The 14139-nt window shown below is 60.0% G+C and carries 14 protein-coding genes; 6 read left to right on the top strand and 8 right to left on the bottom strand.

What is annotated here, in order from left to right; all coding sequences use genetic code 11:
* Positions 1-164 precede the first annotated feature (164 nt).
* Both ubiU and ACZ9IL_RS05045 read left to right on the top strand, forming a co-directional pair.
* Positions 165-1160 (top strand): ubiquinone anaerobic biosynthesis protein UbiU, encoded by a 996-nt coding sequence (gene ubiU, locus ACZ9IL_RS05050; protein WP_476002527.1) that lies wholly within the window; start codon positions 165-167, stop codon positions 1158-1160.
* Between the two features lie 76 nt (positions 1161-1236).
* On the top strand, positions 1237-2109 hold the full coding sequence (locus tag ACZ9IL_RS05045; RefSeq protein WP_476002526.1) for a U32 family peptidase: 873 nt from the start codon (positions 1237-1239) through the stop codon (positions 2107-2109).
* A gap of 153 nt (positions 2110-2262) precedes the next feature.
* Here ACZ9IL_RS05045 and nlpI read toward each other — a convergent pair whose 3' ends face one another.
* The 7 genes from nlpI to queA all read right to left on the bottom strand — a co-directional run bounded on the left by nlpI (position 2263) and on the right by queA (position 9290).
* Positions 2263-3195, bottom strand: a complete 933-nt coding sequence (gene nlpI, locus ACZ9IL_RS05040; RefSeq protein ID WP_476002525.1) for a lipoprotein NlpI — start codon at positions 3193-3195, stop codon at positions 2263-2265.
* Positions 3196-3285: 90 nt separating this feature from the next.
* Positions 3286-3654: a rhodanese-like domain-containing protein gene (locus ACZ9IL_RS05035; protein ID WP_476002524.1), complete on the bottom strand. Its 369-nt coding sequence runs from the start codon at positions 3652-3654 to the stop codon at positions 3286-3288.
* A gap of 98 nt (positions 3655-3752) precedes the next feature.
* Positions 3753-4700: a protein translocase subunit SecF gene (gene secF, locus ACZ9IL_RS05030; protein WP_476002523.1), complete on the bottom strand. Its 948-nt coding sequence runs from the start codon at positions 4698-4700 to the stop codon at positions 3753-3755.
* 9 nt (positions 4701-4709) lie between these two features.
* The gene (gene secD / locus ACZ9IL_RS05025; RefSeq protein WP_476002522.1) at positions 4710-6563 is read right to left on the bottom strand and encodes a protein translocase subunit SecD; all 1854 of its coding nucleotides are present in this window, start codon (positions 6561-6563) and stop codon (positions 4710-4712) included.
* Between the two features lie 18 nt (positions 6564-6581).
* Complete coding sequence (gene yajC, locus ACZ9IL_RS05020) at positions 6582-6917, bottom strand: preprotein translocase subunit YajC (RefSeq protein WP_033129086.1); 336 nt, start codon at positions 6915-6917, stop codon at positions 6582-6584.
* Between the two features lie 51 nt (positions 6918-6968).
* Positions 6969-8105 (bottom strand): tRNA guanosine(34) transglycosylase Tgt, encoded by a 1137-nt coding sequence (gene tgt / locus ACZ9IL_RS05015; RefSeq protein WP_476002521.1) that lies wholly within the window; start codon positions 8103-8105, stop codon positions 6969-6971.
* Positions 8106-8222: 117 nt separating this feature from the next.
* Positions 8223-9290 carry a tRNA preQ1(34) S-adenosylmethionine ribosyltransferase-isomerase QueA gene (gene queA / locus ACZ9IL_RS05010; RefSeq protein WP_476002520.1) on the bottom strand — a complete coding sequence of 356 codons (1068 nt, stop codon included), beginning with the start codon at positions 9288-9290 and terminating at the stop codon, positions 8223-8225.
* A 211-nt stretch (positions 9291-9501) separates the two neighbouring features.
* Between queA and ACZ9IL_RS05005 the strand changes: the two genes are divergently transcribed.
* The 4 genes from ACZ9IL_RS05005 to ACZ9IL_RS04990 all read left to right on the top strand — a co-directional run bounded on the left by ACZ9IL_RS05005 (position 9502) and on the right by ACZ9IL_RS04990 (position 13239).
* The gene (locus ACZ9IL_RS05005) at positions 9502-9948 is read left to right on the top strand and encodes a CBS domain-containing protein (protein ID WP_476002519.1); all 447 of its coding nucleotides are present in this window, start codon (positions 9502-9504) and stop codon (positions 9946-9948) included.
* Between the two features lie 639 nt (positions 9949-10587).
* Positions 10588-11154: an alkyl hydroperoxide reductase subunit C gene (gene ahpC, locus ACZ9IL_RS05000; protein WP_042652416.1), complete on the top strand. Its 567-nt coding sequence runs from the start codon at positions 10588-10590 to the stop codon at positions 11152-11154.
* 127 nt (positions 11155-11281) lie between these two features.
* On the top strand, positions 11282-12868 hold the full coding sequence (ahpF, locus tag ACZ9IL_RS04995) for an alkyl hydroperoxide reductase subunit F (RefSeq protein ID WP_476002518.1): 1587 nt from the start codon (positions 11282-11284) through the stop codon (positions 12866-12868).
* A gap of 125 nt (positions 12869-12993) precedes the next feature.
* The gene (locus tag ACZ9IL_RS04990; RefSeq protein ID WP_476002517.1) at positions 12994-13239 is read left to right on the top strand and encodes a hypothetical protein; all 246 of its coding nucleotides are present in this window, start codon (positions 12994-12996) and stop codon (positions 13237-13239) included.
* Between the two features lie 107 nt (positions 13240-13346).
* Here ACZ9IL_RS04990 and ACZ9IL_RS04985 read toward each other — a convergent pair whose 3' ends face one another.
* Complete coding sequence (locus ACZ9IL_RS04985; protein ID WP_476002516.1) at positions 13347-14096, bottom strand: class I SAM-dependent methyltransferase; 750 nt, start codon at positions 14094-14096, stop codon at positions 13347-13349.
* Between the last annotated feature and the right edge of the window lie 43 nt (positions 14097-14139).

Raw genomic sequence — 14139 nt, 5'->3', positions numbered from 1 at the left:
CAAGCACAGCACCGTGAGCGGGATCCTGTTGAAAATCAAACTTGTGCCCACTTACCTCTAGAAGGGTAAAGCCACCTAAAGCTGCCTCAGGTCAAAAAACGGGAGCGCGCCGGTGCATACAATCGGGCCACTTTTTGCTTTTTTGCCCTCTCGGAGCGTACCCGATGGAATTACTCTGCCCGGCAGGCAGCCTGCCGGCACTGAAAACAGCCGTGGATAACGGCGCCGATGCGGTCTATATCGGCTTCAAGGATGACACCAATGCCCGCCACTTTGCCGGTCTCAACTTCACCGACAGCAAGCTGGCCAAGGCGGTGGATTATGTGCATCAGCACGGCCGCAAGCTGCACATCGCCATCAACACCTTCGCTCACCCGGGATCCGATGCCAGATGGAAGCAGGCGGTCGATCGCGGGGTAGCGCTCGGCGCCGATGCGCTGATCATCGCCGATCTGGCGGTGCTCGATTACGCCAGCCGCCAGTATCCGGACATGGAGCTGCACGTCTCGGTGCAGGCCAGCGCCACCAATGCCGCCGCCATTCGCTTCTACCAGCAGCACTTCAACGTCGCCCGGGTGGTGTTGCCGCGGGTGCTCTCCATGCATCAGGTCAGGCAGCTCGCCCGCGAGACCGACGTCGGCCTCGAGGTGTTCGCCTTCGGCAGCCTCTGCATCATGGCGGAGGGGCGTTGCTACCTCTCCTCCTACATGACCGGCGAGAGTCCCAACACCGTGGGCGCCTGTTCGCCGGCCAAGTTTGTGCGATGGGAAGAGACCCCGAGCGGCCTCGAATCCCGCCTCAACGAGGTGCTGATCGATCGCTACGGCCCCGGTGAGAACGCCGGCTACCCGACCCTGTGCAAGGGGCGCTTCGAGGTGGATGGGCAGACCTATCACGCCCTGGAGGAACCCACCAGCCTCAACACGCTCGGCTTGTTGCCCGAGCTGTTCCAGACCGGGATCCAGTCGGTCAAGATCGAGGGCCGCCAGCGCAGCCCCGCCTACGTGGAGCAGGTGACCCGAGTCTGGCGCGCCGCCATCGACAGCTATAAGGCCAATCCCGACGCCTATAGCGTCAAGGCCGAATGGGATGCCCAGCTCGCCCGCGTCTCGGAGGGGAGCCAGACCACCCTCGGCGCCTACCATCGCCAGTGGCAATAGACGCCGCCATGCGGCGCGTGCCCGAACAAGACGGCAACATCTTCCACTGCCAGCATGATGGCAAGGAGCACAACTAATGCAATTTTCTCTCGGGCCCATTCTCTTCTACTGGCCCAAGGCAGACACCCAGGCCTTCTACGAAGCCGCGGCGCAGAGCCAGGCCGACATCATCTATCTGGGGGAGACGGTGTGCAGCAAGCGCCGTGAACTCAAGGTGGACGACTGGATTGCCCTGGCGCGCCAGCTGGCCACCTCGGGCAAACAGGCCGTGCTCTCCACCCTGGCGCTGATCTCAGCGCCGTCCGAGCTCAAGGAGGTCAAGCGACTGGTCGACAACGGCGACCTGCTGATCGAGGCCAACGATCTGGGCACCTCCCAGCTCGCCTGGGAAGCGGGTCTGCCCTTCGTGTGCGGGCCGGCCATCAACGCCTACAACGCCGACGTGCTGCGCATGCTGCTCAAACAGGGGATGCAGCGCTGGGTCATGCCGGTGGAGCTGTCTCGCGACTGGCTGGTGCAGCTAGAGCAGGATCTGGGCCCGGCCCGCCGCCAGTTCGAGGTGGAGGTGTTCGCCTACGGCCACCTGCCACTCGCCTACTCGGCGCGCTGCTTCACCGCCCGCTCCCTCGACAAGCCCAAGGACAACTGCGAGCTTGCCTGCATCCACTACCCCACCGGCCGGCTAGCCAGCAGCCGGGAGGGACAGAAGGTGTTCAACCTCAATGGTATTCAGACCCAGTCCGGCTACTGCTACAACCTCGGCAACGAGCTCAAGATGATGGAAGGTCTGGTGGATGTGGTGCGCCTCTCCCCCGAAGGGATGGAGACGCTGGAGATGCTGGCCAGCTTCAAGGCCAATGTGCAGGGGCTGGCCCCCCTCCCCCTGCAACAGGCGCATGACTGCAACGGTTACTGGCGCCAGATCCCCGGCATGAGCCTGGTGGAATAAACCGGCGGACAACGCGGCAGTCGCGGCGAAGGGACGGCGACAGAGTCCGAACCTGCTATCCCCGGTATAGACTCGGTGGAGTAAAACCCCGAAACGCAGACAGCAAAAAGGCCTCATCGTGAGGCCTTTTTTACATCTGGCAGAGCGGGCTTATCAGACCTTGCTGCTCTTGCCCTGGGCACTCGGCGGCAAGGGTTTGCGCGCCATCAGCTCCAGTTCGAGCAGGGCATAGCGGTGCTCGATGAAGTCGTAGACGTTGTTGGCGAGCGCCAGCTTGAAGTAGCTGATGGCTTCCTTGCGGTTGCCCTTGGCCAGTTCAAACTTGCCGAGGTAGAAGTAGGTTTCACACAGGCGCTCGGCCAGCTCCCGGTTATCCTTCACCCCTTTCACCACGTTGGCCATCAGCTGGGTGGCATTGATCTCGCCGGTGTAGAGGCGAACCAGATCCCAGTTCCAGGCGTCGTCATCGTACTTGTTCAACCGATCGCGCATCCGGCTCATGGCCGCAGGGGCATTGAGCTTCTGCTCGGCCAGATAGAGCCAGATCACCCGATAAGGATCTTCCGGCTGCGCCTCGTAGAAGCGCTTCATGTCGGCCACCGCCAGCTCTGGACGGTTGCCGTAATAGAGCGCTATGCCACGGTTGAGGTAGGCGTAGTCGTAATCCGGGGCGAGTTCGAGGGCGGAGTCGAATGCCTCATAGGCTTCGTCATAGTTCTGTTGCTGAACCAGATAGACGCCGATGAAGTTATAGGCCTCGGCGAAATCGGGTTTCTCCCGCAGGGCGCGGTTGAAATCCAATCTGGCAAGGGAACGCAACCCGACCCGGTCAAACACCACGGCACGCTCATAAAACAGCTCGGCCCGTTGTTCCGTCGTCAATTCCATTTCACTGAGCATCTGCCCGAGTCGCGCCAGCGCCAACTCGCTCTGGTAAGAGACCTGCAAAGGGGTCGCCAATACCAGTGAAGCGGGTTGCGGCTTGGGAACTTGAGGCGCTTCAACCTGACTGCTACTGCTGCATCCCCACATGGGGAGCAACAACAGGATACCCGTGAGGTACCCAATCCCTATCCTGACGTTCAATGAACACTCCGACGCTTACGCTTGACCCGGCATATGGTAAAGGTCAACCGGCAGTTTGTCATGTGGCGCAACTCCTATCCCTCAAATAAATCAGGATTCGACAGGGTATCCGGCGTCACTCCAACCCCGAAAGCCTCCATCGACGCTGACCACTCGGGAATAACCCATCTTCTGCAGGTTGGCGGCCACTAAAATGGAACGAAAGCCCCCACCACAATAGAGGTAGAGCTCGGTTGAGGCATCGGGATAACGGGTCTCGATGTCGCGCTCGATCACCCCGCGCCCCAGGTATTCGGCGCCCGGCAGATGACCCCTGGCCCACTCGCTCTCTTCCCGCACGTCGATGAGATGAAAGGTACGCCCCTCATCCTGCCAGCGCTTGATCTGATGCACGTCGGTCTCTTTCACCTGAGGGCGAACGGCCTCTACCAGGGCCAGAAAACGGGGATTGTGTTGCATGACTCGCTCCTTGTGCTCGCGCATGTTGCCCACCATTGATGAGCATAATGACTCACTTGAACCATAAGAGAAAGGGCGCCTTGTGGCGCCCTTGTCGATTACGGCAGGATCTCTTGCTGATCCGCGCCCTCTTTTTCCACCTGGGTCGGCAGCATGTGCTCCCGCTTGACCCCGAAGAACATGGCCGAGGCACTCGCCACATAGATGGAGGAGTAGGTCCCGAAGGCCACCCCGATCACCATGGCGATGGCAAAGCCGTGAATGAGCGGCCCGCCCTTGAGCAGCAGCGCCACCACCACCACGAAGGTCAAGCCCGAGGTGATGATGGTCCGGCTCAGGGTCTCGGTCATGGAGAGATCCATGATGTAGGCGGTATCCCCCTTGCGCACCTTGCGGAAGTTCTCCCGCAGGCGGTCGAACACCACGATAGTGTCGTTCAGGGAGTAGCCCACCAGGGTCATCAGCGCCGCCAGCACGGTCAGGTCGAACTCGTACTGGAAGTAGGCGAAGATGCCGAGGGTGATGATTACGTCGTGCGCCAGGGAGAGGATGCCCCCCATGGCCAGACGCCATTCGAAGCGCACCGCCACGTAGACCAGGATACAGAGGATCGAGGCCAGCATGGCCAGGGCACCGTCTGTCGCCAGCTCGTCACCCACGGAGGGGCCGACGAACTCGACGCGCTTGAGCACGGCGTCCTGATCGATGAGCTTGGCCGCGGCCAGCACCTCGTTCCCCTGCTGTTCCACCTTGACCCCTTCTTTTGGGGTCATGCGCACCAGTACGTCACGGCTGGAGCCGAAGAATTGCAGGGTCGCCCCTTCAATCTTCTGCTGATCCAGCGCCTCGTGCATCTTGTCCAGGCTCACCGACTGCTGGAACCCCACCTCGATGGTGGTACCACCGGTGAAGTCCAGTCCCCAGTTCAGGCCCCGATCGAACAGGCAGAACAGGGCGAGTATCGTCAGCAGGGCAGAGAACACCATCCCCGGCTTGGCGAAGCGCATGAAGGGGATCGGTTTTTCAAAATGTAAAATCTGAAACATGTCTCTTCCTTAGATCGGCAGCTTGTCGATGCGCCGTCCACCCCAGGCCAGGTTGATAATGGCGCGGGATACCGTGATGGCCGTAAACATGGAGGCGGTCAGACCGATCCCGAGCGTCAGGGCAAAGCCCTTGATGGCGCCGGTGCCGATACCAAACAGGATCACGCAGGTGATGAGCGAGGTGACGTTGGAGTCGGCGATGGTCGAGAAGGCGCGGTCAAAGCCCATGTGGATGGCTTGCTGCACCCCGCGACCGTTGCGGATCTCTTCACGAATACGCTCGTAGATCAGCACGTTGGCATCCACCGCCATGCCCAGCGTCAAGACGATACCGGCGATGCCCGGCAGGGTCATGGTGGCCCCCGGGATCATCGACATGATACCGACGATCAGCACCAGGTTCATGGTCAGCGCCAGGTTGGCCACCCAGCCGAACGCACGGTAGTAGATCCCCATGAACAGCACGATCACCAGCATGGCCCAACCGATGGCTTCCATACCGCTGTCGATGTTCTGCTGACCGAGGCTCGGACCTATGGTGCGCTCTTCCACGATCTGGATGGGCGCGATCAGGGCACCGGCACGCAGCAGCAGCGCCAGGTTGTGAGCTTCGTTGGCGTTGTCGATACCGGTGATGCGGAACTGGCTGCCAAGGCGCGACTGGATAGTGGCGACGTTGATCACCTCTTCCTGTTTGCGGAACTTGCGCTTGCCATCCGGACCCGGTTGGCCGACCGGCTTGTACTCGATGAACACGGTCGCCATGCCTTTACCGACGTTGTCCTTGGTAAAGTTGGCCATCTTGTTGCCACCCTGGCCATCAAGCTTGATGTTGACCTGGGGACGGCTGTATTCATCGAAACCGGACTGGGCACCCACGATGTGGTCACCGGTCAGGATGATGCGCTTTTGCAGCACCACGGGACGACCGTTGCGATCGTTGTACACCTTGGAGCTCGGCGGTACGCGACCATCGGCGGCAGCCTGGATGTCGGCCGTCTCATCGACCATGTGGAATTCCAGGGTCGCGGTCGCGCCCAGGATCTCCTTGGCACGGGCGGTGTCCTGAATACCAGGCAACTCGACCACGATGCGCTCGGCACCTTGCTGTTGCACCAGCGGCTCGGCCACACCCAGCTCGTTCACCCGGTTACGGATGATGGTGATGTTCTGCTCGAGGGCGTACTTCTTCACTTCCTTGATCTTGGCTTCACTCAAGCCCGCCAGCAGGATGAAGTCATCCCCCTTCTGCTCGGTGGTGAAGGTGAGATCCGGGTTCTGACGACGCAGGAAAGAAGCGGCCTTGGACTGATCCGCCTCTTCGCGGAACACCACCTGCACCTGATCGCCCACCCGGCGCACGCCGGAGTAGCGGATCTTCTGGGTGCGCAGCTCGGAGCGGAAATCCTGCACCATCTGCTCTTGCTGCTTGGTCAGCGCCTCGGCCATGTCCACTTCCATCAGGAAGTGCACACCACCGCGCAGGTCCAGACCCAGCTTGAGCGGCGCGGCGCCGATGGCTTCGAGCCAGGCAGGGGTAGAGGGGGCCAGGTTCAGGGCCGTGATGAAATCGTCGCCCAGCTTGCCGGCGACGACATCACGCGCCTTGAGCTGATCTTCGGTGTTCTTGAAACGGATCAGAATGAAACCGTGCTCGAACGCAGCATGCTTGACCGGGATCTGAGCCGCCTCAAGCGTCTCCTTCACCAGATCGAGGGTCTCTAGCTTGACTTCGGCACCACGGCTGGCAGACACCTGCAAGGCCGGGTCTTCGCCGTAAAGATTGGGGGCTGCATATAGAAAACCGATGGCGATCACGAAGACCACCATCAGGTATTTCCACAGCGGATAGCGATTTAACACGCTGTGCTCCTCGGGAGATTAAAGGGACTGGATAGAACCCTTGGGCAGAACGGCAGAGACGAAGTCACGCTTGATGGTGACTTGGGTCTGATCGTTCAGGGCCAGCACCAGGTATTCGCTATCGGCGGACACCTTGGCAATCTTGCCGACCAGGCCACCGGAGGTGAGCACTTCGTCACCCTTGGCCAGGGAGCTCATCAGGTCGCGATGAGTCTTGGCACGTTTGGCCTGGGGACGATAGATCATGAAATAGAAGATAAGGCCGAACACGGCCAGCATGATGATCATTTCCATGCCGCCACCCTGTGCACCCGGAACCGCGCCTTCTGCATATGCCTTGGAGATAATGCTCATTTAACAACCTCTTGATTGATGTAGATTTGATAACTAGCTTATATATCGTTGTTATTTCACGTCATTTTCAGCTAGTGGAGGCACAGGCTTCCCTTGCCGACGGTAGAACTCAGTTACAAAGTCGTCTAATTTACCCTGCTCGATCGCGTCCCGCAAACCCTGCATCACCCGCTGGTAATAACGCAGGTTATGAATGGTATTCAGACGAGCGCCGAGGATCTCGTTGCACTTGTCCAGATGGTACAGATAACTGCGGGTGTAGTTCTTGCAGGTGTAGCAATCGCAGTCCGCATCCAGGGTGCTGGTGTCCTCGCGATACTTGGCGTTGCGGATCTTGACCACCCCATCGGTGGTGAACAGATGGCCGTTGCGGGCGTTGCGAGTCGGCATCACACAGTCGAACATGTCGACGCCGCGGCGCACCCCTTCCACCAGATCCTCCGGCTTGCCCACGCCCATCAGGTAGCGCGGCTTGTCGGCCGGAATTTTCGGGCAGACATGCTCGAGGATGCGGTGCATGTCTTCCTTGGGCTCGCCCACGGCCAGGCCGCCGACCGCATAGCCGTCAAAGCCGATCTCCAGCAGGCCGTTGAGGGAGACATCCCGCAACTCTTCATAGACCGAGCCCTGGATGATGCCAAACAGGGCGTTCTTGTTGCCGAGTGCATCGAACTTGTCGCGGGAACGCTTGCCCCAGCGCAGGGACATCTCCATGGACTTGCGCGCCTCTTCGTAAGTGGCCGGATAAGGCGTGCACTCGTCGAAGATCATGACGATGTCGGAGCCCAGATCGTACTGGATCTCCATGGATTTCTCGGGGTCGAGGAAGATCTTCTCGCCGTTGATGGGGTGACGGAAGTGCACCCCCGCCTCGGTGATCTTGCGGATGTGGCCCAGGCTGAACACCTGGAAGCCGCCGGAGTCGGTCAGGATCGGGCCCTGCCAGTTCATGAAGTCGTGCAGATCGCCGTGGGCGCGCATCACCGCCTGACCCGGCCGCAGCCAGAGGTGGAAGGTGTTGCCGAGCAGGATCTGGGCGCCGGTCTCACGGACCTCTTCCGGGGTCATCCCTTTGACGGTGCCGTAGGTGCCGACCGGCATGAAGGCCGGGGTCTGCACCACGCCACGCTCGAACACCAGCTGACCGCGACGGGCGCGGCCATCGGTGGTTTTCAGTTCAAATTTCATTGCTACCTCGATTCAGTCAGAGAAACAGTCCGACAACAGCGGGCCCTCAAGGACCCAGAGAAGAAGTTGCGCGCGATCTTACCCGAAGATCGTGAACAAGTTCTGAAGAGCGAGGCGTCAAGCCTCTGCCCGGCGACGGGTGATGAACATGGCATCCCCGTAGCTGAAGAAACGGTACTGCTCGGCCACCGCCGCCTGATAGGCCGCCATCACGTGATCGTAACCGGCGAAGGCACTGATCAGCATGATCAGGGTCGATTCCGGCAGGTGGAAGTTGGTGACCATGGCATCCACTATCTGGAACTCATAGCCCGGGAAGATGAAGATGTCGGTGTCGCTGAAAAATGGCGCAAGGGGTTTACCCTCTGCCAGGGTCACCTTGGCGGCGCTCTCGAGGGAGCGCACCGAGGTGGTGCCGACGGCGATGACGCGACCACCACGGGCGCGGGTTGTGTTGATCGCATCCACCACCTCTTGCGGCACCTCGGCATATTCGGAGTGCATGTGGTGATCTTCAATTTTGTCCACCCGCACCGGCTGGAAGGTGCCCGCCCCCACGTGCAGGGTGACGAAGGCCAGCTCCACGCCCTTGGCCTTGATCCGCTCGAGCAACGGCTCATCGAAGTGCAGACCGGCAGTCGGTGCCGCTACCGCGCCCGGCTTCTGGTTGTAGACGGTCTGGTAGCGCTCCTTGTCGGCGTCCTCATCGGGGCGGTCGATATAGGGGGGCAACGGCATATGGCCGATGGCGTCCAAAATCTCCAGCACCGGACGTGGGTCCAGGAAATGGATCTCGAACAGGGCGTCGTGGCGGGCGCGCATCTCAGCCTCCACGTTTTCGCCATTCGGACCACCATTCAGGATGAGACGGGTGCCGGGCTTGGGCGACTTGGAGGAGCGCACGTGGGCCAGCACGCTGTGCTCGTCCAGAATACGCTCCACCAGCACCTCCAGCTTGCCGCCGCTGGCCTTCTGGCCAAACATGCGCGCCGGAATGACGCGGGTGTTGTTGAACACCAGCAGATCGCCGGGATTGAGCTGGTCCAGCACATCCACAAATTGACCGTGGCGCAGGGCGCCGCTTTGACCATCGAGCTGCAACAGACGACTGGCGGTACGTTCCGTCATGGGATAGCGGGCAATCAGCTCGTCTGGCAGATCAAAATGAAAATCGGATACTTGCATCTTTCACCTCGGGGGAATCGGCGGCTAGTCTAGTTATCCCCTTCTTCCAAGGCAACCCAAAAGACCAAAAACCCAAGGCAGACAAGGGATAGCGGACGTTTTTGTGAGCGGTTGCGCGTTAATAGGTCTTTAACGATCTGGATTGACCCCGATCATGTTTCGGCGCAGGAGGCTGGGCTAGGGTGAAGGCAGAGACACAAGGAGGCCCACCATGATGACCCTGTCCGAAATCATGACCAAACATCCCTTCACTTTGGGTCCGCACAACAGCGTCAAGCAGGCGATGGAGCTGATGCAGCAAGAGCGGATCCGCCACATCCCCATCGTCGACGATCACCATCAACTGCTGGGACTGGTCACCCTCTCCGACATCCTGGCCACCCGCGAGTCCAAGCTGCTGCTCATCGATCCCGAGCGGGAGGCCGAGTTCACCGACAGCGTCCAGCTCGACGAGATCATGACCCGCCAGGTGGCCAGCGTGGATCCCCATGCGGGCATCAAGGAGGCCGCCCTCTACCTGCAGCGCCACAAATATGGCTGCCTGCCGGTCGTGCGCAATCGCAAACTGGTGGGCATAGTCACCGAGTCGGATTTCATCTCCGTCGCCATCAATCTGTTGGAACTGATGGAGGAGCAAGAACCCCTTTCGGATTTCTGATCGCCAAAAACTGTAATTAAATTACAATAAAAGCGTTTTCAGCCTATAGAATCAGCCTAAAAGCTGAAACACTTTCATTTTGAATGGAAAATTACACCAATAAGTTGCTTTGTGATCTGCATCACACTATGATGCTCGTCATGCAATTATTGCCGAAGGGGAGATGAGGGATTGTGCACCCGATGTCTTCTCTTCATATGTCTGCAAGTTTGCACACCCCGTAGTAAGTCTTTGCTGTAAAGCATTTGTTATATCGCCATTCCTTGTTTGATGACCCGGCCCTCTCTTCACGATAGCGCCGGGATTTTTTTATCCGCCGCTTTTGTCCCCTCTTCCCCGCCACAGCACGATTACCACCCCACTCCCCCTCGGTTCATAAAACAAGATCCCATCCGGGCCTTGAAAATGTGACCTGCAGGACAGAAATTGAACTTCGACAATGAGTTATCTCGCAAGGCCTGAGATATTCATGTTGGGTACAGTTGTGATGGACTATCTAATAACTAGATTTAAGTGATTCAAAATTGTGGCTTTGACCGATTAGCGAAAAGCCCTATGATGACCCCATCGAAAGTTAAACGCCTCGTCTGGCACGACTCTTCACCAGACAGGCAATGTGTATCACCAAGGAGCAAATACATGTCTACCTATATCAACACTGAAATCAAGCCGTTCAATGCTACCGCCTACCACAATGGCAAATTCGTTCAGGTGTCTGACGCTGACCTGAAAGGCAAGTGGTCCGTGGTGTTCTTCTACCCGGCTGACTTCACCTTCGTTTGCCCGACCGAGCTGGGTGACCTGGCCGACAACTACGCTGCTTTCAAGAAGCTGGGCGTCGAGATCTACGCCGTGTCCACTGACACCCACTTCACTCACAAGGCCTGGCACGACACTTCTGACACCATCAAGAAGATCCAGTACCCGATGATCGGCGACCCGACTGGCGCCATCACCCGCAACTTCGGCGTGATGATCGAAGAAGCTGGCCTGGCTGACCGTGGTACCTTCGTGATCGACCCGCAGGGCGTCATCCAGATCGTTGAAATCAACGCTGGCGGCATCGGCCGTGACGCGCTGGAGCTGCTGCGCAAAGTCAAAGCTGCCCAGTACGTTGCCGCTCACCCGGGTGAAGTGTGCCCGGCCAAGTGGCAAGAAGGCGATGCCACCCTGGCCCCGTCCCTGGATCTGGTAGGCAAAATCTAAGCCTCCCTCCTCCAAGACCGGCCCATTCAAGGGCCGGTCTGCTTTCCGGCCCCCTAATTTTCTGTGTTCAGTGCTTTCTGTATCCAGTAATGGCGCCGACCCGCAATCAGCAAGAAGGAATTCGACCATGTTAGATACCAACCTCAAACAACAACTCAACGGTTACTTGCAGTACATCGTCAATCCCATCGAGATCAGCGTGTCCGGCAATGACAGCGACAAATCTGCAGAGCTGCTGGCCCTGGCCACCGAAATCAGCGAGATGTCCCCCAAAATTTCCATGACCGATGGCAGCAATGCCCGCAAGCCTTCCATGAGCATCGCGCCACAGGGCCAGGCCCCGCGTGTTCATTTTGCCGGCATCCCCATGGGTCATGAATTCACCTCCCTGGTACTCGCCCTGCTGCAAAGCGGCGGTCACCCCTCCAAGGCCGATCCGGCCGTGCTGGAGCAAATCAAGAACCTGAAGGGCGAGTTCCACTTCGAGACCTATATCTCTCTGTCCTGCCACAACTGCCCGGACGTGGTACAGGCCCTGAACCTGATGGCGACCCTGAACCCCGGCATCACCCACACCATGATCGACGGCGCCCTGTTCCAGGATGAGGTGAACGAGCGTCAGATCATGGCCGTGCCGAACGTCTATATGAACGGTCAGCCGTTCAGCCAGGGCCGCATTTCGCTCGAAGAAGTGCTCGCCAAGCTCGACACCGGCGCTGCCGAGCGCAAAGCCGCCGAGCTCAGTGAGAAAGCCCCCTACGACGTGCTGGTGGTCGGCGGTGGCCCGGCTGGCGCCGCCGCCGCCATCTATGCCGCCCGTAAAGGGATCCGCACCGCCATCGTCGCCGAGCGTTTCGGTGGCCAGGTGATGGACACCGTCGGCATCGAGAACTTCATCTCCGTGCCCTACACCGAGGGACCCAAGCTGGCCGCCAGCCTGGAGCAACACGTCAAGCAGTACGGCGTGGAAGTGATCACCGAGCAGCGTGCCGCCGCCATCAGCAAAGACGGCTATGTGAACGTGGAGCTCGCCTCCGGCGCCACCTTGCAGAGCCGCGCCGTGATCCTGGCCACCGGTGCCCGCTGGCGCGATCTGAACGTACCGGGTGAAGTGGAATACCGCACCAAGGGCGTGGCCTACTGCCCGCACTGCGACGGCCCCTTCTTCAAGGGCAAGCGCGTCGCGGTGATCGGTGGCGGTAACTCCGGCATCGAGGCCGCCATCGACTTGGCCGGCATCGTCGAGCACGTCACCGTGGTGGAGTTCGCCGACACCCTGCGCGCCGACGAGGTGCTGCAGAAGAAGGCTCGCTCCATGGGCAACATCGACATCATCATGAGCGCCCGCACCACCGAAGTGATAGGTGACGGCAGCAAGGTGGTAGGCATGGATTACGAAGACCGCACCACCGGCGAGATCAAACACCTGGCGGTGGCCGGCATCTTTGTGCAGATCGGGCTGGTGCCGAACACCGAGTTCCTGAAAGGGAGCGAGGTCGCCCTGACCCGCTTCGGCGAAATAGAGATCGACGCCAAGGGCGCCACTTCCCTGCCCGGTGTCTATGCCGCCGGCGACGCCACTACGGTGCCGTTCAAGCAGATCATCATCTCCATGGGGGCCGGTGCCACCGCCGCACTGGGTGCGTTTGATTACCTCATCCGCAATGCGGCGCCCGAAGCGCCCGCCGTCAAGGCCGAGGCCATGACCGCCTGACAGGCTCATCGCCAACCAAAAAGCCGACTCCCTGGAGTCGGCTTTTTCATGGGCGCGTTCCACTTAACGCGTCCATCTGCCCGAGCGCTATCCTTGATAAGCATCCACCACACAGGAATGTGAACATGAAAGTGATGTTGTTACTGGCTGGCCTGCTCTTCGCCGGCAGCGCACTGGCCTTCCACTGCCCCATGGACATGAAGAAGATCGACGATGTGCTGGCCACCGGCCCTGCCCTCAGCGCCGAAAAACTGGCCGAGGTAAAACAGCTGCGGGCCGAAGGGGAAACCCTGCACAAGGCGGGCAAACACCAGGAATCCGTCGACACCCTGGCCAAGGCCATGACCCTGCTGGGCATCGACAAGGGCTGACGCCCGCTGAGCCGGGTCACAATGCAAAGCCCCCGTTCATTGACGGGGGCTTTTTGCTGCCATCTTTTGCCGCAATCGCAATAAAGGGCTCTGGTCTCGATGACCGTCTAGACGTGGCCGCTGTAGACCAGGGTGCTGTAGTTGAAGGCTATCCGGCCATCGATCGCATGGCGCGCGAACTCGCGGCGAATGAGCGCCGTCAGCTGCTCATAGGCCGGGGTGCCGATGGCGGGTGCATAGGAAGAGGAGTTGAGCCGCCCCAACACCCCCTCGAGATCGAACCACTGGCAATTCTCGAAACGATCGAGGCGATACTCCCCCTCGAAGAAGGCGTTGAAGTCGGCCTCGCCGAGATTGCGGTGATTGACCTCCTCATAGTCCCCCGAATAGGCGCGCAATCCCGCCTCATAGGCCTCGAGAAACGGGGTGTCCATCAGTCTGTCGTTCCAGATGAGTGCAACCTGGCCATCGGGTTTCAGCCGCTGGCGACACTCGGCCTTGAAGGCGACCCGGTCGAACCAGTGAAAGGCCTGGGCGACGGTGACGAAGTCTATCTCCCCCGTCGGCAGCCCCGTCGCCTCCGCGTTGCCGCTCAGCCAGTGGATATTGTCGGCGCCCGCCAGCAGCCGCTCGGCGGCCCCGCGCATCTCGCTATTGGGCTCCACCGCCCACAGCTGCCGTACCCTGGGAGCAAGCAAGGCGGTCAGGATGCCGGTGCCCGCCCCGATGTCGGCGACCACCGCATCGGGTCCCATGCCGAGCTCCCCGGCCAGGAAGTCCAGCATGGCCGCCGGATACCCCGGCCGGTACTTCACATAGGCCTCGACCCGGGCCGAGAATCGCTGGGTACTGTCCATACTTTCACTCCCATCTAGATAATTGAGCTGAATTCGGGCTGTT

Source organism: Aeromonas sp. TECH754, from assembly GCF_056279295.1.
Note: the sequence above shows the minus strand (reverse complement) of the source record. Positions and strands in the feature narration are given on the sequence as shown.